11 protein-coding genes are annotated in these 18,192 nt (G+C 66.6%); 8 read left to right on the top strand and 3 right to left on the bottom strand.

The features are described 5' to 3' along the window. Positions 1–116: 116 nt before the first annotated feature. The 3 genes from pgsA (at position 117) to ACM1PE_RS17680 (ending at position 3,313) form a co-directional block, all read left to right on the top strand. Positions 117–689 carry a CDP-diacylglycerol--glycerol-3-phosphate 3-phosphatidyltransferase gene (pgsA, locus tag ACM1PE_RS17690; RefSeq protein WP_059372426.1) on the top strand — a complete coding sequence of 191 codons (573 nt, stop codon included), beginning with the start codon at positions 117–119 and terminating at the stop codon, positions 687–689. A gap of 204 nt (positions 690–893) precedes the next feature. Further along, the gene (locus ACM1PE_RS17685; protein WP_118932519.1) at positions 894–2,198 is read left to right on the top strand and encodes an MFS transporter; all 1,305 of its coding nucleotides are present in this window, start codon (positions 894–896) and stop codon (positions 2,196–2,198) included. Positions 2,199–2,311: 113 nt separating this feature from the next. Next, positions 2,312–3,313 (top strand): cytochrome-c peroxidase, encoded by a 1,002-nt coding sequence (locus tag ACM1PE_RS17680; protein ID WP_059372430.1) that lies wholly within the window; start codon positions 2,312–2,314, stop codon positions 3,311–3,313. 15 nt (positions 3,314–3,328) lie between these two features. Here ACM1PE_RS17680 and queF read toward each other — a convergent pair whose 3' ends face one another. Continuing rightward, positions 3,329–4,153 carry an NADPH-dependent 7-cyano-7-deazaguanine reductase QueF gene (gene queF, locus ACM1PE_RS17675; RefSeq protein WP_059372432.1) on the bottom strand — a complete coding sequence of 275 codons (825 nt, stop codon included), beginning with the start codon at positions 4,151–4,153 and terminating at the stop codon, positions 3,329–3,331. A gap of 324 nt (positions 4,154–4,477) precedes the next feature. Between queF and aceA the strand changes: the two genes are divergently transcribed. From aceA to ACM1PE_RS17650, 5 genes are all read left to right on the top strand, one after another. Then, positions 4,478–5,797, top strand: coding sequence for an isocitrate lyase (gene aceA / locus ACM1PE_RS17670; protein WP_042794353.1), 1,320 nt, complete (start codon positions 4,478–4,480; stop codon positions 5,795–5,797). A 231-nt stretch (positions 5,798–6,028) separates the two neighbouring features. Then, a complete protein-coding gene (locus tag ACM1PE_RS17665) occupies positions 6,029–6,637 on the top strand; it encodes an HAD-IB family hydrolase (RefSeq protein WP_059372433.1) in 609 nt (202 codons plus the stop codon). Further along, positions 6,634–7,512, top strand: a complete 879-nt coding sequence (locus tag ACM1PE_RS17660) for a decaprenyl-phosphate phosphoribosyltransferase (protein ID WP_059372436.1) — start codon at positions 6,634–6,636, stop codon at positions 7,510–7,512. Before ACM1PE_RS17665 ends, ACM1PE_RS17660 begins: the two co-directional genes overlap by 4 nt. A gap of 86 nt (positions 7,513–7,598) precedes the next feature. Further along, a complete protein-coding gene (locus ACM1PE_RS17655; RefSeq protein ID WP_059372439.1) occupies positions 7,599–7,847 on the top strand; it encodes a hypothetical protein in 249 nt (82 codons plus the stop codon). Positions 7,848–7,858: 11 nt separating this feature from the next. Beyond that, positions 7,859–8,986 (top strand): hypothetical protein, encoded by a 1,128-nt coding sequence (locus tag ACM1PE_RS17650; RefSeq protein ID WP_419340611.1) that lies wholly within the window; start codon positions 7,859–7,861, stop codon positions 8,984–8,986. Between the two features lie 33 nt (positions 8,987–9,019). On the opposite strand, the gene ACM1PE_RS17645 is transcribed toward ACM1PE_RS17650, so the two are convergent. Beyond that, a complete protein-coding gene (locus tag ACM1PE_RS17645; RefSeq protein WP_419340610.1) occupies positions 9,020–13,669 on the bottom strand; it encodes a hypothetical protein in 4,650 nt (1,549 codons plus the stop codon). Positions 13,670–13,678: 9 nt separating this feature from the next. Then, on the bottom strand, positions 13,679–17,857 hold the full coding sequence (locus ACM1PE_RS17640) for a hypothetical protein (protein WP_419340609.1): 4,179 nt from the start codon (positions 17,855–17,857) through the stop codon (positions 13,679–13,681). Positions 17,858–18,192 lie beyond the last annotated feature (335 nt).

Here is an 18,192-nt window from a genome sequence, read left to right as displayed (position 1 = left end):
CGTAGCGCCAGCCAGGCCGCGCGGATCCGGCTCCGCCGGTCCGCAGCGGCGCCCCCCTGGGGGGGAAGCGCCCCCGGCGCTTCGGGGGGGCGTCTTACTGTTAGCATACGGACACTATGCCAATTAATGTACCCATTATCCTGACATGGCTGCGCATCGCCATGATTCCGCTGGTGGTCGGGCTGTTCTACCTGCCCGAAAGCTGGATGTCGGTCCCTGTACGCGACACTTTCGCCGCCTGGGCTTTCATTATTGCGGCGTTGACCGACTGGTTCGACGGCTGGCTGGCCCGCCGCTGGAACCAGACCTCGGCGTTCGGAGCCTTCCTGGATCCTGTCGCCGACAAGCTGATGGTCTGCGCGGCCCTGATCGTCCTGCTGGACCTCAGCCGCGTCGACGCCTTTATTTCCCTGATCATCATCGGCCGTGAAATCACGATTTCCGCGCTGCGCGAATGGATGGCCAAGATCGGCGCCAGCGCCAGCGTGGCGGTGCACCGGCTGGGCAAGTTCAAGACCGCCGCGCAGATGGTGGCGATTCCATGCCTGCTGTACAACCAGCCGATCTACGGCATCAGCGCCCGCCTGCTGGGCGATGTGCTGATCATCGTGGCGGCGGTGCTGACGGTGTGGTCGATGCTGTATTACCTGCAGCGCGCCTGGCCCGCCATCCGCGAAAAGGCCATGTAGTCCAGAGTCCGTATTTATTGTTTGACAGAACGGCGGCCCGGCTCGCGCAAGGCGGCCGCCGTTGAATACCAAGAGCGATCCACCGGCGTGTCCGGCACGGCGCCTCAGAGTCCAACGCCCGGAGCATCCGGACGTTGCCGGAGACAACCCGCGCACCGCCCCATCCGGCGCCGCGCTACCTGCCGCTGACCGCGGCCGCCCGCAATGAACACCGCTGCGAATACCCTGGCCCTGGACGCCGCCGCCCGCCGGCGCGACTGGAAGATCATCCTGCTGATCGGGGTGGCCCACGCTTCCTCGCACTTTTTCCAGCTGGTCCTGCCCTCGCTTTATGTCTCGCTGGGCAATGAGTTCGGCCTGGACTTCGCCCGCCTGGGGCTGCTGGTGTCAACGTTCTACGTGGTGTCCGGCATCGGCCAGGCCTCGTCGGGCTTCGTCGTGGACCGCATTGGCGCGCGGCCGGTGCTGTGGTTCGGGCTGACGTGCTTCGTGCTGTCGGGCGTGCTGATCGGGTCGGCCAACGGCTATGCCATGCTGATCGCGGCGGCGGTCGTGGGCGGCATCGGCAACTCCGTGTTCCATCCCGCCGACTATTCCATCATCAACCATCGCATTTCCGCGCCGCGCCTGGGACACGCTTTCTCCACGCACGGGCTGACGGGCAATCTGGGCTGGGCGCTGACGCCGGTGTTCATGACCAGCATCACCTTGCTGGCGGACTGGCGCGTGGCGGCCTATAGCGCGGCCGGCCTGGTGGCGCTGGTCTTGTTGCTGACGGTGCTGGGCCGCGACCTGATCGGCGGGCCTTCGCCTCTGGAGCACCATGCGGACGCGGAAGCCGGCAAGGCTGCCGCCAAGCCCGCGGCGAAACCGCAGGAAAGCGTGCTGACCACGCTGGCCACGCTTTTGTCCAAGCCTGCGCTGTGGGGCGCGTTCCTGTTCTTTGCGTGCACCTCCATCGCGCTGTCCTCGGTGCAGAACTACACCATTCCCTTGCTGGGCCAGCTGTACGACCTGTCGAAGGTCGCGGCCAGCTCGGCGCTGTCCGGCTATATGGTGGCTTCGGCCGTGGGCATGGCCGCGGGCGGCTTTCTGGTGTCGGCCAATCCGCGCACCGAACGCACCGTGATGGTGGCCCTGATCCTGGCGGGCCTGACGCTGGTGGTGCTGGCGCTGGGCCTGGTGCCCGCGGTCCTGGCCGCGCCTGTGGTGGCGCTGGCGGGCTTCTGCTCGGGCGTTGCGGCGCCGTCACGCGACATGCTGATCCGCCGCGTCACGCCCAAGGGATCCACCGGATCCGTCTACGGGCTGGTGTATTCCGGCATGGACGTGGGTTCGGCGCTGGGCCCGCTGGCATTTGGCCTGCTGCTGGACGCCGGATTGCGCCAGGGCCCCTGGGTGGGCGCGGGCGTGGCATTCGCTGCCGCCGCCTTCCTGGCGCAATGGATCGCGGTGCAGGCCCGGCGCGCGGAACCCGCGGCCGCGGCTTCGGCGGCTGCGCGCTCCTGATTCTGGCGGGCCCCTGCACGGGGGCCGGCCGTTTGACCCGCCGCAAGGTTCGACCCGTTTCCCTCTGATGTAATAACCATTATTGGAAAAAGGTTATTCACAGGAGAAGCGAAATGAGAAGGGCAAGCGCGTTGCTGGCGGCGGGAGTCGCCCTGGGCGGTTGGATCGGTCTGGCCCACGCGGCCTCGCAAGAGCCGATACAGCCGGTGGAGCCGGCGGTCATCAAGGAGCCGGCCAAGGTCGAGCTGGGCAAGAAGCTCTTCTTTGACCCGCGCCTGTCCCGCTCCGGCGCGATTTCCTGTAATTCCTGCCACAACCTGGGCATGGGCGGCGCGGACAATCTCAAGGCCTCGATTGGCCACAAGTGGCAGCAGGGCTCGATCAATTCGCCGACAGTGCTCAACTCCAGCCTGAACATCGCCCAGTTCTGGGACGGCCGCGCCAAGGACTTGCGCGAGCAGGCGGGCGGCCCCATCGCCAATCCCATGGAGATGGCCTCCACCCACGAACTGGCGGTGCAGGTGCTGAACTCCATCCCCGGCTATCGGGCGGAATTCAAGCAGGTCTTCGGCAAGGACGACATCACCATCGACGAGGTTACCGGCGCCCTGGCCGCGTTCGAGGAAACGCTGGTGACGCCCAATTCGCGCTTCGACCAGTGGCTGCGCGGCGACCAGAAGGCGCTGACGGTGCGCGAGCTGGCGGGCTATCAACTCTTCAAGAACAGCGGCTGCGTGGCCTGCCACAACGGCGTGGCGGTGGGCGGCAATTCGTTCCAGAAGATGGGTCTGGTCACGCCCTACGTGACCGAGAACAAGGCCGAGGGCCGCGCGGCGGTGACGGGCAAGGACGCCGACCGCTTCAACTTCAAGGTGCCGACGCTGCGCAACGTGGCGCTAACCTATCCGTACTTCCATGACGGCGAGGCGGCCACCTTGACGCAGGCGGTGGACGTGATGGGCCGGTTGCAGCTGGGCCGGACTTTCACGCCGGACGAGAACGCGCAGATCGTGGCGTTCCTGAAAACCCTGACGGGCGATCAGCCGGCGATCCAATACCCGGTGCTGCCGCCGTCGGCCGACGACACGCCGCGGCCCGAGCCCTTTGTGAAGTAACGCGGTTTCCGGCGCCTACTGGCGGACGGTGCGCACGTCCGCCGGCGGCCCGGCTTCGAAGTTGCTGCGCCAGGGGTTGATGTCCAGCCCGCCGCGGCGCGTATAGCGCGCGTAGACCGTCAGCTGCTCCGGCTGGCAGGCCTGCATGATGTCGCTGAAGATGCGCTCGACGCAATGCTCGTGGAATTCCGCATGTTGGCGGAACGAGACGACGTAGCGCAGCAGCGATTCGCGGTCTATCGGCGCGCCCCGGTAGCGGATCTGCACGCTGGCCCAGTCGGGCTGGCCCGTGACGGGGCAGTTCGATTTCAGGAGGCGCGAGGCCAGCGTTTCCTCGACCACGTCGCCCGGGCGGGTGCGCAGCACTTCGGGCGCGGGCTCGTAGGTGTCGATCTCGATGTCCAGCTTGTCTATATAGATGCCGTCCATCTCGCCCATCCGCAATTCGGAGAAGCGCTGCGGCAGGAAGAAATCCAGCCCCACCGGCGCGCCGGCGGCGGCGCTCAGGTCGCGTTCCAGGCGGCCGCGCAGGGCGGCCGAATTGACCAGGCGGGTCTGGTTGAACGAGTTCAGGTACAGCTTGAAGGATTTGGACTCGATGATGTTGGGGCTGTCGGCCGGCACCGAGAAGGTGGCCATGGCTACGCGCGGCTTGCCCTTGGCGTCCAGCCAGGACAGCTCATAGGCATTCCACAGGTCCACCCCGGTGAAGGGCAGCTTGCCGGCTTCCAGGTTCAGCGCCGCGCGATTGTGCGAGCGCGCGATGGGGAAGAGCAGCGAGGGGTCGTATTGCGAGGCGTAGGCCACGCTCTGGCCCAGCGGGCCGTGGGACAGCGTCATAGCGGAGTCATCGGAAACTTGAAGAATGAGCGCATTGTAGGCGGTAGGAAAAAAGCCCGATTTTCCACACTGTGAAATGTAACCTTCGTCATGTGAAAGCCGCTGCTGCGCAGCAGCGGGAACCCATTTCACAGATGATAATTGCGTTCCGCAATACGAAATCAAGTTTGTAATTGGTTGATTTATAAGAATAATATTTTTCGTCTTGTATAAGACATCAGTCCACATTGCTCCGCAGCAGAGGCATAGACTTTGTCCAACGATTCACGCAACGCAGGACGCGAATCTTTTGAAGTCTTCCCATCACTGACCAGGAGCATCAACATGAGCAACCGCGAAACCGAAATCCGCAATCTGCAGAAGGACTGGGCCGAAAATGCCCGCTGGCAAGGCATCAAGCGCGACTACAGCGCCGAGGACGTCATCCGCCTGCGCGGCTCGATCGGCGTGGAACACACGCTGGCGCGCCGCGGCGCCACCCGCCTGTGGGAACTGCTGCATAGCGAGCCTTTCGTGAATTCGCTGGGCGCCCTGACCGGCAACCAGGCCATGCAGCAGGTCAAGGCCGGCCTGAAGGCGATCTACCTGTCGGGCTGGCAGGTTGCCGGCGACGCCAACCTGGCCGGCGAGATGTACCCCGACCAGTCGCTGTACCCCGCCAATTCGGTGCCGCAAGTGGTCCGCCGCATCAACAATTCGCTGACCCGCTGCGACCAGATCCAGTGGATGGAAGGCAAGAACCCGGGCGACGAAGGCTACATCGATTTCTTCGCCCCGATCGTCGCGGACGCCGAAGCCGGTTTCGGCGGCGTGCTGAACGCATTCGAACTGATGAAGGCCATGATCGAGGCCGGCGCCTCGGGCGTGCACTTCGAAGACCAGCTGGCTTCGGTCAAGAAGTGCGGCCATATGGGCGGCAAGGTGCTGGTTCCGACCCGCGAAGCCGTCGCCAAGCTGGTGTCGGCGCGCCTGGCGGCCGACACGATGGGCACGCCCACCGTGCTGCTGGCCCGCACCGACGCCGACGCGGCCGACCTGGTGACCAGCGACGTCGACGAGAACGACCGTCCCTTCATCACCGGCGAGCGCACCGTCGAAGGCTTCTTCCGCACCAAGGCCGGCATCGACCAGGCCATCTCGCGCGGCCTGGCCTATGCGCCGTACGCCGACCTGATCTGGTGCGAAACGTCCACGCCCAACCTGGAGTACGCCCGCAAGTTCGCCGAGGCCATCCATCGCCAGTTCCCGGGCAAGCTGCTGGCCTACAACTGCTCGCCCTCGTTCAACTGGAAGAAGAACCTGGACGACGGCACCATCGCCAAGTTCCAGCGCGAGCTGGGTGCCATGGGCTACAAGTTCCAGTTCATCACGCTGGCCGGCTTCCACGCGCTGAACTACGGCATGTTCGAACTGGCCCACGGCTACGCCCGCCGCCAGATGAGCGCCTTCGTCGAACTGCAGCAGAAGGAGTTCGCCGCCGCTGAAATGGGCTTCACCGCCGTGAAGCACCAGCGCGAAGTCGGCACCGGCTACTTCGACGCCGTGACGCAGACCATCGAAGGCGGCCAGTCCTCGACCACCGCGCTGACCGGTTCGACGGAAGAAGCCCAGTTCGAACACGGCAAGGAACAGAAGGCCGCGTAAGCATCGCAGGAGAGTTATGCAGTTGTAGTTGCTGTTGTAGGGTGGATTCGGGTGCCTTCGGGCACCCTTTTTTTTACGTGGCGCTTGGCGTCGTTCGATACCCTTTGGGTCCACACACTCCGTTACAATAAGAAGCTTTGTGAATTCGAGCGATTCGCGCAGCCGTCCCACTTCTGGATCGGCCTTTTTCTTGCTTTCAGAATGCCTCAAGAACCTCCATCCTCAGCTGCCATGCCCGTGGTCGCGGCCTTCGACTTCGACGGAACGCTGACCTATCGGGACACGCTGCTCCCATTTCTGGCGCGAGTGTCGTGGCCCAAGCTGGCGCTAGGCCTGGCCATGGTGTCTCCGGCCCTGGCGCTGCTCATGTGCGGACAGGGGGGCAACGACCATGGCATGGCCAGAAGGGAACGCGCGAAACAGCGCCTGTGCAGCGTCGTGTTGCGCGGCCGCAGGCAGTCCGACCTGAAGGCGCTGGCTGCCCGTTGGATTCCTGGCATCGCGCTGCGGCCCGACATGCTCGCTCGATTGCGGGCACATCAAGAGTCCGGGCACCAGGTGGTGATCGTCAGCGCTTCCCCCGACCTCTATCTCGAGGATGTGGCCCGGGGCCTGGGGGCTGAACTCATTTGCACCAGGTTGGAAACGGAGGGAGGCCGCCTGACCGGACGTTTCAGCACGCCAAATTGCTGGGGGCCGGAGAAGGTGGCGCGCCTGGAAGCGCGTTTCGGGCCTATCGGCGACTACGCGTTGCACGCTTATGGAGACAGCAGCGGCGATGCCTGGATGCTGAAGGCCGCGGATTGCGCCTGGCTCAACGGGAAGAGGGTGGTTCGATGATGCCGGCATGGACCCTGCTGCGGCCCCATCAGTGGCTCAAGAACGGATTCGTGCTGGTCGGGCTGTTGTTCGGGCATTACTGGAACGATCCCGGCCTGGTCATGGCCGTCGCGATCGGATTCGTGGCATTTTGCATGGCGTCCAGCGCCGTCTACGTGTTCAACGACTACCACGACCGCGAGGCCGACGCGCGCCACCCCAGGAAGAAGATGCGCCCCATCGCGAGCGGAAGCGTAAGCCTGCGCAGCGCCCGGATGCTGGTGGCGGCATTGGTTGCGGGGGCGCTGTCGCTGCCCGCGTGGTTCGGCCTGTGGGGGGTGATGGCTGCCGTGGCTGCCTATCTCGCCCTCAATATCGCGTATACCTTCAAGCTCAAGCATGTGGTCCTGGTGGACGTGTTCTGCATCGTGGCGGGATTCATGATCCGCCTGGTCTGCGGAACCTACGCCGTGGGCATCACGCCGTCGCGCTGGATGCTGCTTTGTTCGTTCATGCTCACTTTGTTCCTGGGATTTGCGAAGCGTCGTGCGGAGTTCGGCCCGGCCTTGTCCGGGGAAGCCGCCGGGCACGGGGCCACGCGTCAGGTGCTGCGGCATTATTCGCCTCAGATGCTGGACGTGCTCATGGCGGTAACCGTGAGCATGACGCTGGTGACCTACGGGCTCTACACCGTGGATGCCACGACCGCAGCCATGCATGGCACTGACAATCTGATCATCACCCTGCCCATCGTGACCTTCGGCCTTTTCCGATACTTGTACCTGATCTACCGGGAAGGGGCGGGCGAAGACACCGGCCGGGATTTGCTGTCCGATGCGCCGATCCGCCTGGCGGTGATCGCCTGGGCTCTCGCGGTTTTCCTTCTGGTCAGATAACCATGGCATACCTATTCCTATTCCTGGCCAGCGCATGCAGCGTCGCTGCGAGCATTGCCTTGAAAATCGCGGGAACGTCCCGCGGCATGCCTTTGTTCGGCGTGCCGGGCGGCGCGACTTATGTCCTGGCCATCGCCTCATACGGCGCGGGCTTTGGCTTTTACGCGCTGTCGCTGCGCCGCTTGGACCTTACGCTGGCGTATCCGCTGATGGTCGCCATATCCATACTTGGCATCTTCGCGTATGGGGCATTTTCAGGCGCCGAGGAACTCGGCGCGTATCGCCTGGCGGGCGCCGCGCTCATCGCCCTCGGCATCTTCCTACTCTCTCAATAAAAGCCGATCCGATGATGACGAGATTCTTCGGCAGCCGCTTCTACAGCGGTTTCCTGTTGCTGTTCTTTTTCCTGATGGTGGCGGCGGCCTCGTTCAATGGCTTCTATACGAAGTGGCGCCTGAACGACGGCCATCCTTCGCTGGGCTTGTCGTACATGGTTGAAGGGACCGCCGCTCGACCCTACGTCTATCGCCAGCTGCTTCCCGCCATTGCCAATCAGGTCCAGGCCTGGCTGCCGCCGGCAAGCGTGGAGCGGATTTCCAAGAGCCTGTCGGACCCGCGGAAAGTGAACAGCCGCTCCAGCCTGGCGATGAAGTATCCCGAATCAGAGGCCCTGAAGCCGGCAGTCGCCTTGCGCTATTACATCGTCTATTACCTGACCTTCTTCGCCTTGGTCGCCAGCCTTTACGTCATGCGCGCACTCTGCCTGCGGGTCGGGGCGACGGCGCCGGCCGCGATCGCCGCGCCGGCGGTCATGGCCTTGCTCTTGCCGTTCATGCTGACCGAGGGCGGCTACTTCTACGACTTCACCGAGGCGCTCTTCATCATGAGCGCCGTGACGCTTGCGCTGGGCATGACAACGCTGCGTTCATGGCGGGTGCCGCTCCTGCTGGCGCTGGCGGGGCTGGCGACGTGGAACAAGGAGGCGTTCTTCTGGTTTACGCCGGCGCTCTATCCGCTCCTGCGCGGGCACTTGGACCGCGTGCGCGCGGCTGGCCTGGTTTCCGCGTTGATGTTGGTCGGCGGCTGCGTCTACCTGGCGATGCGGCTGCGCTATGCCGGAAATCCCGGTACGACCGTGGATTTCCAGCTATGGGACAACCTGCTGTTCTACGCGGATCCCGGCAACTGGTTCCGCACTGAGAACACGTACGGCATTCTGTTGCCGCGCGGTTTCAGCATCGTGTTCGTGCTTGTCTTTGCCGGCCTGCTGGCCAAGGCATGGCGCAGCTTGCCTGCCGCCTTGCGCAACCATGGCGCGACAGCCGCGGCGATCAATCTGCCCCTGTTCTTCCTGTTCTGTTCGCCTGGTGAAATGCGCAATCTCAGCATGCTGTATCCCACGTTGCTGCTGTTGATCGCCTGCGCGCTGTCGGCGTGGCTGGCCGGGGCCGGCCACGCCAACCGGTCCCGATAAGGGAAGCCCGCCAATTCTGCGCGGCGCTTGGCGTCAGAGCCCGAAGAACGCCGAGTACACCAGCCTTTCCTCCACCACGCGGCGCTGCTGCGTGGCGCCGGCGCGCCGTTCGGGCACGGCGTTGTCGGTGTAGTAGCGTTCGTATTCGCGCACCGCGATGCGCGCAGGCTTGCCGCCGCGGTCGGGCAGCGTGACGCTGGCGGACCAGATGACCGGATCCAGCAGCTCGCCCAGCAGGGGGCCTTCCAGCACTGGCGGAAAACGCACCACCGGGCCGACGACCACGTTGCCCAGGCGCGAGAGATCGGCGAGCGTCGCGGGCGTGGCGGTTTCCAGGATGGGCAGTTCGCGCATGCGGTCTATGAGTGTGGGGCCAGGTATCGGGCCTGGCGGCTGGGGCGCCGGTCCTGACGGATCCAGCAGGCCCGAGGCCAGTACGGCGGCATCGCTCCAGGCCAGGTCGCTGTCCAGCGCCGGGTCGCGCGTCTGCAGCACCAGCTCGACGCGGTTGCGGCCGCTTTCGGCCGTCTGGCCTATGCCGGGAATGAAAGAGATGTTCAGGTACTCGGAGTCCAGCGGGAACTTCATCGGCCCGTGCCTGGGCACCACGCCGCGCAGGCTGAACGTCAGCCGGCCGCGTTTCTGCTCGAACACGGCGCGGCGGCGCGGCAGCACCTGGGAGAACTCGGCCTGCACCACCCGCGACAGCTTGGCCGAACCGATGGCGTTGGGTTGATAGCGGGCCAGCGCCAGGCGCACGAAGGGCATGTAGGTCCGGCCGGGGTCGAGCTCGATGTCGCAATACCAGCGCGTGCGTTCCTCGCTCCAGCGCACGCGGTGTCCGACCACATGCACCAGCTTGGCCGGGATTTCCTGCAGATAGACCTGCTCGTCGGTGACGCGCGCCGAGAAGTCCGACACGCGCGCCTTGTGCTTGGGCGGGGCCGTTTCCCACAGCGGATCCAGGCCCCATTGCGTCACCAGCGGCGTCAGCGGGTTGGTGATGTCGGTGAAGTTCTGGCCGTCGCCCGCGATCACCACGCCCAGCAGCTCGCCGTCGCCGGAGGAGAACCAGGGCCGCTCCAGCCAGACCCGCAGGCCGTTGCCCAGCCGCGTCACGTCCAGCTTGCCGTCGCCCGCCGTTTCCTCCCAGCGGAAGGTCGGCACCACGTAGGTCAGGACGGGGGCGTCCGGCGGCGCGCTGGCGCGCACGATGGTGTTCTGCGCCGTACCGTCGCGCCTGAGCACCGGGGCGCCAGGGTCATCGTCCGCTCCCGTTTCCACCAGCGGGCCGTCGGCAACGGGCCCCAGCCGCGTGACCTTGTCCGCCTGCGCGTACAGCGAGGGCGGCAGGTATTCGCGGAACCGCGTGGCGGCGCGCAGACGGTAGCGGATGAGGCGGAAACGGGTGTCGCCGAATTCATGGCGGTCGCCGCGCGCGCGCAGCTTGCCGTCCGCGTTCAGTTGTTCCTTCACCGCGTTGCTCAGGGTGAAGAGGTTCGCGTAGTTTTCCGACAAGGGAACCTCGGCCAGCACGCCATGGCCGGCCTGGCGTTCCGGGCGCGGCTTCTGCAGGTCGTCCACCCATTCGTGCCAATCGGCCTCGATCTCGACCTTGCCGGTGGTGGGGCCGTGCAGCCGTACGCGGGCGTACAGGTCCGCGTGGGCATCGCCAGGTCCGCGTTGCGGTTCCTCTGCCATCAGCAGCAGCGGCTCGCAGATTGGTTGCTGCGTCGCATGGACCAGCACCAGCGAGCGGTACGGCGTGACCATCCAGCAGCCGCCCAGTACGGAGGACAGGCGCAGCGTGCCGCGCTCGCCCTCGCTGTTCGCCCAGGCGGGGATGCCGAAGGTGTTGGCCAGGCCGGGATTCACGAAGCTGGAATAGCGCAGCCGGGCGATGCGCCCTTTGGGCAGGTAGAAGGTCAGGACCCGCTTGGCTTCGTCCCAGCTGGGGAGGCCGTCGTCCAGGAAGTCCTCCGAGCAGGGCGGGTCGGTCAGGGTGGCGCGACGCTCTTCCAGCACGATGCGCAAGCCCAGCGTGTCCGGCCACTTGGATGCATGCGCCACCAGCAGCACAAGCTCTTGCGCGGGCGTCAGCGCGATTACCGCGCTGGGTCCCAGCACCTTCGGTCCCGTGACGCCGGGCAGGGCGTGGCCGGGCTGGGCGCGCAGCGCGATGCCGCCCGCGGCCGGGTCCGGCAGATAAGGCGTGAGCACCTGCGCTTCGCGGTGGATGACATATTGCCCGGCGGCCAGGCGCTCGCCGGTGGGATGCTCGGCCGAGGGTTCTTTCGGCGGCACCTGTTCGGTGGTGGCGACCGCTTTCAGCACCTGCGGCGTCACCAGTTCTATGTCCGTGCCCGGCCCCTCGTCGTAGAGCGTACCGGCGTCGCGGGCTGCGATCTCGTAGGCCTGCTTGATGCCGGCGGGGCTGCCCATCATGGCGTCGAACAGGCCGTGCGTTTCGCATTGCAGCTGCGAAGCCTTGGGCGGCACCACGTGGCGTTCATTGGTGGCGGTATACGTGTAGTCCTTGGAGGCGTCTTCCAGGCGGGCAGCCTTGAAATCGGGGCTGTCGAGGTAGGTCGCCGGGTCCATGCCGGTATTGCTTCGGATCACCAAGCGCTCCAGCGACTCGCCTTCACTCAGGCGGGCGCGTTGCACCAGCGCCGGCGGGTCCACCGGCTCGAAGCGCCAGTAGACGACGGGCTGGGTGGCGTTGTCGTCGCGCTCCAGCGAGGGATCGTCATGCGCCAGGCTGTTGCCGGCCAGGTCCACCAGGCGCGCGCGGAAGCGGTAGGGCATGCCGAAGCGCAGGCGCGGCAGGCTGCCCTTGGCCGCCGCGAAGCTGACCGCCAGGCCGTTGCCTTTTTCCGCGGCCGTGTCCTGCACGTCTTCCGGCGCCTCGCCTTGCACACCGCTGTCCGGATCGACGCGGTCACGCAGCGTGCGCCCGGGCCGCGGCGCCACCAGGCTCCAGCCGGTCCAGCGGAACAGCGATTCATGCAGGTATTGGTCGTCCGGGTCTTCGCCGCCGCTGGTGGAGGCGCCTTTTACATAGCCTTCGTCGTCAGGCAGTTGCAACGGCGCGCCGCCGTCCGTGCAGCGGTAGGTGCCGGCGCGCTGGCACAACGAGCGCCATTTCGGAGGATCGCCAGGCGCCTGCGGCTGCGCATCCACGCGATAGCCGCGCAGCAGATCCTCGGCATAGAGCACGATGCTGCCCGGCGCGCCCGACAGCGCCGCGTTCTTCAGGGCCGCGGCCGCGGCGTTCTGCGCGACCTCCCAGGCGCGGCCGCGCCGCGCCACGCCCAGGCCGCCCGAGCGCAGCGCAGCCACGCCTTGTTTGTCGCCGGTGGTGTAGGTCACCGCGCCGTCGGCGCCCAGTGCCAGGCTCTTGGCGATCAGGTTCTGGGCGCTGAGCACGAAGTCCACGGTTTTTAGCGCGGCGCCGTCGGCGTCGACCTGGTAGACGTCGAACGGCGTGCGTGGTTCGTACAGGTTCCAGCTGTCGTCCGCGCGGCGCAGCTTCAGCATGCCGCGTTCATGGTCGGCGGGATTGCGGGGACGCGTGGTGAAGCGTTCCGCGTCGCCCGTCCAGGCGGTGGCGGGGCAGGCGTCATCACCGGCATCGTGGCCGTCCTGCCAGCGCAGGGTCAGGAAGAAATAGCCCTGCGCGGCGGGCGCCGCCGCCAACTGCTGTTCCAAGACCGAACCCGCCGGGACCAGGCAGTCGATGACCAGTCCGAGCTGGCGCAACAGCGCCGGGTAATCGCCGTAGGACGCCACGATGGCGTGGAAGTCCATTTCCGGCTGCGCAGGCGGCGCGGGCACGTTTGCGCCGTCAGGCCGGCGGATGCTGCGTTGTTGCGCCGTGGGCGGGTTGCGGCGGTAGAAACGGTTGGCCTGGAACAGGGTGTACTCGGCCTGCGAGTTCCACAGCTTCATCAGGTTCTGGTCGGGGCCGGCGAGGCCGCCATCGTTCCAGCGGGTGGGCAGGGCGCGCAGCGGGAAGCTCGCCCCGGGCTGGGGATTGCCCTCGGCGTTCACGCCCGGCGCCGCAGCGTGGCCTTCGTAGACGCTATGCGGGCCGTAGACCTGGGAGCGCAGCACGCGCTCGGCGCCGTCGCCGCCGTCGTCAAAGAAGCGGTCGAAGCCGGGCAGCGGCATTTCGACGCGCCGGTCGCCCAGCGAGATGAAGGCCGTGCGCGTGCCGCAGTCGCTCAGCATGTCCTTCAGGCCCGGATGCGCGTCGCGCCAGGGCAGCAGCGTGGGCGGCGTGCCGGTGGCCTGCACCGCCAGCCTGCCGTAGTGCTTGCGCGCCAGGCCCAGCACGCCCGCCACCGAGTACGAGAACAGGTTGACTTTGCTCATGTCGCGGAACACGAAACCGGCGACCGGCGTGGTCTTGGGCAGCAGCCGTTCCCACAGCGCCGCGTCGGCTTGCGCCTGCGGCTCCAGCTCGATCTCCGCTGCGCCGGTGTTCAGCGCGAAGCGCACCCGCTCCAGCGTGCGCGGCCAGTTGACCCAGTCGGCGAACGCGTGCAGCTGCTGCTCGTTCACGGCCTGCGGCGTCAGGCGCGGCGAGGCCACGATGGAGATGCGCAGCCGGCCGGCGTCGGGGCCGGCGGGTACGCGGCCGTTGGGGATCGCGGTCCAGACTATCGTTTGCTTGGCCATGGACGTTCCTCAGGCAAAGGCTTCGGCGTATTCGCGCCAGGCGTACTCGGTGCCGTCGTCGATCTGCGCCAGCTCCTGCGCCAGCGGCAGGTCGGGATGCGGCCCCATCAGGTCGCGGAAACCCGGGTCGCCATTGGACCCGGCGAACTTGCGTTCGCACGACAGCGACACGCTCATCGAGAACATGAAGACTTCGATCTCGACTGTGATGGTGGCGCGCCCCGCGCACTTGCCGCTTTCGAACTCGTAGCGCAGTTCCAGGTAGATCTCGATGGAAATGCTGACGATGCCCAGCACGCTGACGCAGCCGCCCATGCGGAAGTAGCCGGCCAGCGAGCAGGCGTTCTTTTCCATGCGGAAATAAATGCCCGCCATGACGTGCACGCCGCCGGAGGCCACGCCCAGGTTCACCGACACGCTGGCGCCGAACTCGAAGGCGGCTTCCATCAGCTGGATGCCGCTGGGATCCAGCGTGATGCCGAAAAAGCCGCCGCCGCCGAACATGCACACCGACAGATTGAAGGGCTGTTCGCGCGTGCAGAAGTTGAAGCGCACGGCCAGCGGTTGGCCGATGAAGGGCACGGTGAAGCCCGCGCCCAGGCTGAGGTTGGACAGATTGAAGACGCCGATGGCGACGGCTGGCAGCGCCAGGTCGAAACCTGCGTCCACGCCCTTGGCCGAGATATCCAGGTAAGGCGGGTCGGAGAATCCATCCAGCGGGATCAGGTCGCGCAGCGTTTCGACGAAGGACAAGGGGCCCACGAACTTGATGTCGGTCAGCAGCACGTCCACGTCCATCTTCGCGGCCGTGTCGATGCGGAACTCGATCTTCTCGAAGTTCAGCTCCATGAAGCTGGCAGGCGCGATCAGGACCAGATCGAAGTCCTTCAGAGAGCAGACCACCGACATCTTGGGCGCGCTCTGCCCGTTCTTGCGCACGCGCGCCTCCACCGCCACGCGAAAGCCGCGCGCATCGTTGACGCGGAACAGGGGCGGATCGCCCGGCTTGATCGACCAGCTCTTGATCACCGGGTTCCAGTCGAAGCGGATGGTGAGTTCATCGCCGGTCAACAGCTCCAGCAGTTCCGCGCTGGCCAGCACGGCGTCCACCGCCAGCTTGACCGCCTGCAGCGCAGTCTGCGCGATCTGGCGCGGCGCGCCTTCCAGCAGGCGCGCGCCGCCTATGGTGGCGGACAGAGGATCGACCGCGTTTGTGATGGCCTGCAGGCGCGTCCTGAGCGTCGCGGCGTCGGCAAACAGTTCGTCCAGCTGGTCGGGGTGGCCCACCACCGCATCGAGCGCGTCGTACAGCGCCTTGCCCTGCACCAGCAGCGCCGGCACGACGCCGACGCTATCCAGCAGCGTCTGGGCGGTGTTGGCTGTCTGGCGCAGCGATTGCCGCAGGCCATCCGGCAAGTGCGCGCCGTTCACTTGCGCGTCCGCCGCCGTGCTCAACGCCCGGGCGGCATCGCGCGCGGCGGTGAGCACGGCGGGCAGTCCCGGCAGCGCGGGCGCGGCGTCGAAGGACAGTCCGGCCAGCAGCGCGACCTGCGCGCGCACGGCTGCCAGCGCGGCGATCAGATCGTTGACGCGGGCCTTTGCGTCCTGCACCAGGTTCTGCGCGTAGGCCTGCGCCTGGCTGAGCAGATCCTCCAGCGTGTCGTTCAGCACCTGCAACGCGGCCTCGGCGATGCGGCCCGGCTGCTGCGCCAGGTCCGCCACCAGGCCATAGAGCCGGCCCATCTCGTTGACCAGGCTTTCCAGCTGGGAACAGGCTTCCGATACGAAGCGCGGCACCTGCTCCGGCGTGCCGGCGGCGTTGGACACCGCTTCAATCACGTCGCCCAGCGGTATGCAGCCGAACAGCAGCGGAAAGGGCAGGTCCGGGGACATGACCTTGGGGAAGATGTCCGGGCCGTTCATCTTGCCGGCGACGAAGTCCGCCACCTTGCCGCTGACCGGACCTGCCATGCGCGACAGCGCCGTGGGGCGCAGATTCGGCTGGACGAAGCCGCCCGCGCGGTCGCCTTGCGCGGAAAAGTTCAGCACCGCGTCGCCGCGGTAGCCGGGCTCGGCGTCTATGTTGCCGAAGACCTGGCCGACGTTGCCGGAGTCGAATCCGAACCGCAGGTAGTGGTCGTTCCAGCTCAGCACGTTGTTGCTGTCGCTGCCGGTCAGTTCAGCCAGCGCGGCAATGCGGATCTCGGCGCGCTTGACGCCGGGATAGAACAAGGGGCCGTTCAGCGAGTCGCTATAGGCGCGCAGCTGGGTGTTGCCAGGATCGACCAGGCCGTCGAACTCGATCGTTTCCGCTTGCGCCGCGGTATCGCCCGGCTTGAGCGGGGAGGCGAACGTGACGCGTTGCTGCTTGAACTGCGCCGTGCGGCGGCCGGATTCGGCGTCGCGCCAGGCCTTGCGCGTTTGCTTCGCGAAAAGCTCGGCATTCACGTAGTCGGGCGTCAGCCATTGGCCGCTGATCTTGCGCGGGCAGGCATGGCCGCCGTCCATGAAGATCATGGGCAGGTCGAACTGCACGATGCGGCCGTCGATGTCGGTGGCCGAACAGGCGAAGCGGAAGGGGATTTTGTCTATGCACGGCCAGAACAGCACCTGCCCCAGGCCGTCGATGTCGCTGTCCGGGGAGGTGGGCGCATCCAGGCTGGGCGTGACGGTGGTCAGGATGCGCACGCTGGAGAACGGCATCTGGCGGTGCAGGAAGATCATGTTCCCCGAGTCGTCGCGCGCCTGCAGCAGCGGGTCGGCGTACTGGCGCTCGCGCTGGCGCACGATGAGGAACATGCGCTGGCGCAGGTAGGCGGTGTTGCCGGCCGGGGCACCCGTATGGAACTTGCGTTCGCTGACCTTCACCAGCGAGGCGCGATGGCCGAAGGGAAACAGCAGGCCCTTGTAGACCACGCGGACGTAATGATCGCGGCCCATGGCGCCGCGATGCGTCCATTCTTCCAGCGACAGCCCGGGCGCGTCCCAGTTGCCGCGCGAGTCCAGCCAGGCGCCCAGCGCGGACAGCATCAGCAGCTTGGCGTCCACCGGCTGCGGCGTGTAGTTGGCGACGGAAAAGTTGGAAGACAGGTGCGCGATCTGGAAGCGGTCGAAATCGTCCATCGGCATGCGGAAGGGCGAGGTATTCGGCTGCGGCAGATAGGTCGTCGCCGGCACCGGGAACGCCGCCTGCATCGGCTTGGTGGTGCCTTCGCCACCCAGCGCCCAGACGGCGCGCACGGTGGGCGTGGGATCGTCCGCCTGCGGCGCCGTTGCGCTGTTCTCCGGCTGCGCGGCCAGCAACTGGGTATGCCAGAGCTCGGTGTGCTGCGTGGCGGCGGAAGTCGCCGGCGCCTTGGCGTGGCGCCAGCGTTCGTCCGCATGCGGGCTGAGGATCAGCCGCCACGGCAGTTCTATCGCCGTCTGCTGCGCGGCGGGCAGCGCGGGCTTGGGGCCGCGCCTGAGGATTTCGATCAGGGCGCTGGTGCGCTGAACCTCACGGACCGGCGCGCCGCCGCCCAGGCGCAATGCGCGCAGGCCTGGCGCGCCGCCTGCCTGCCGCAGCAGCAGCGCCCCGGGCGCGTTCTGCTGCGTGGCGATGCGCGCGCTGCGCAGCGCGAAGCTCGACAGCGCCGCGCGTTGCACCGGCGAAAGTTTGTCGATGCGGGTGTCGAACAGATCGCGCAGGTTCAGGCGCGGCGCGCTGGGCCCGGGCGGGCGCGCATTGGCGGCCACGGTCAACGGCAGCGACTCCATCGCGGCCAGCACGCCTTCCAGCGTGTAGGGCACGTCGAAGCCGTCGGGAACGGCAAAGGCCAGCCGCGACTCGCCCGCGATGCGCGCGCGCACCGGCGGACCGGTGGGATCTTCCACGCCGCCTGCGGGTTCCGGCTTGTCCGGCGTGGGACGGGGCGGCGGCTGCTTGAAGACGTCGGGAGGCGGACGTTCGAAGAACGTCTCTTCGCTGATCGACTGCGGCGGGAAGTGGACGATGAGCGTGGCGGCGCCGTCGCCAGCTTTCTTCAGGCGGGGCGGCTGGCCCGGCGTGACCGTCAGGTTGCGCAGCTCCAGCCGCAAGACCAGCAGATCGGCCGGGCGCAGCACGGCATGGCCGGGGCGGGTGCCGTCGAAGAAATTGCGGTTGGAATTGGGGGCCAAAACAGGAATGTTCAGCCTTCTGGTGACCATGCCAGTTCTCCTGCAAATAAGGAAACCCAGGAACGAAATCCTGCACGTCCAGCTACCTGCGAATCGAACTGCCAATGTGGCGAAAATTATCGTTGTGTTGCGTTAGTAGTCAACAACGCACGGGCCTGCGGCAGCGGCGGCCGCGACAGCGCCGGTTTGAGAATCCGGATGTGGCCGAAAGATGTAGAAGAGGCAAGCCTTCGCTGGGGAAGCTCATGCTTTGCATGAGACTTTTGCCGCCATCTTCAGACACGGGAAGGGGTACGGCGGGGCCTATCCGCATGGGGGACGGGTGGCCGTCAGCGGAATTTATTTTGTACGAATGCGTAACGGCT

It is taken from the genome of Achromobacter sp. PD1 (genome assembly GCF_048541815.1).
Lineage (GTDB): Bacteria > Pseudomonadota > Gammaproteobacteria > Burkholderiales > Burkholderiaceae_B > Achromobacter > Achromobacter bronchisepticus_A.
The sequence above is the reverse complement of the archived record's forward strand: the minus strand, read 5'-3'. Positions and strand labels throughout refer to the sequence as shown.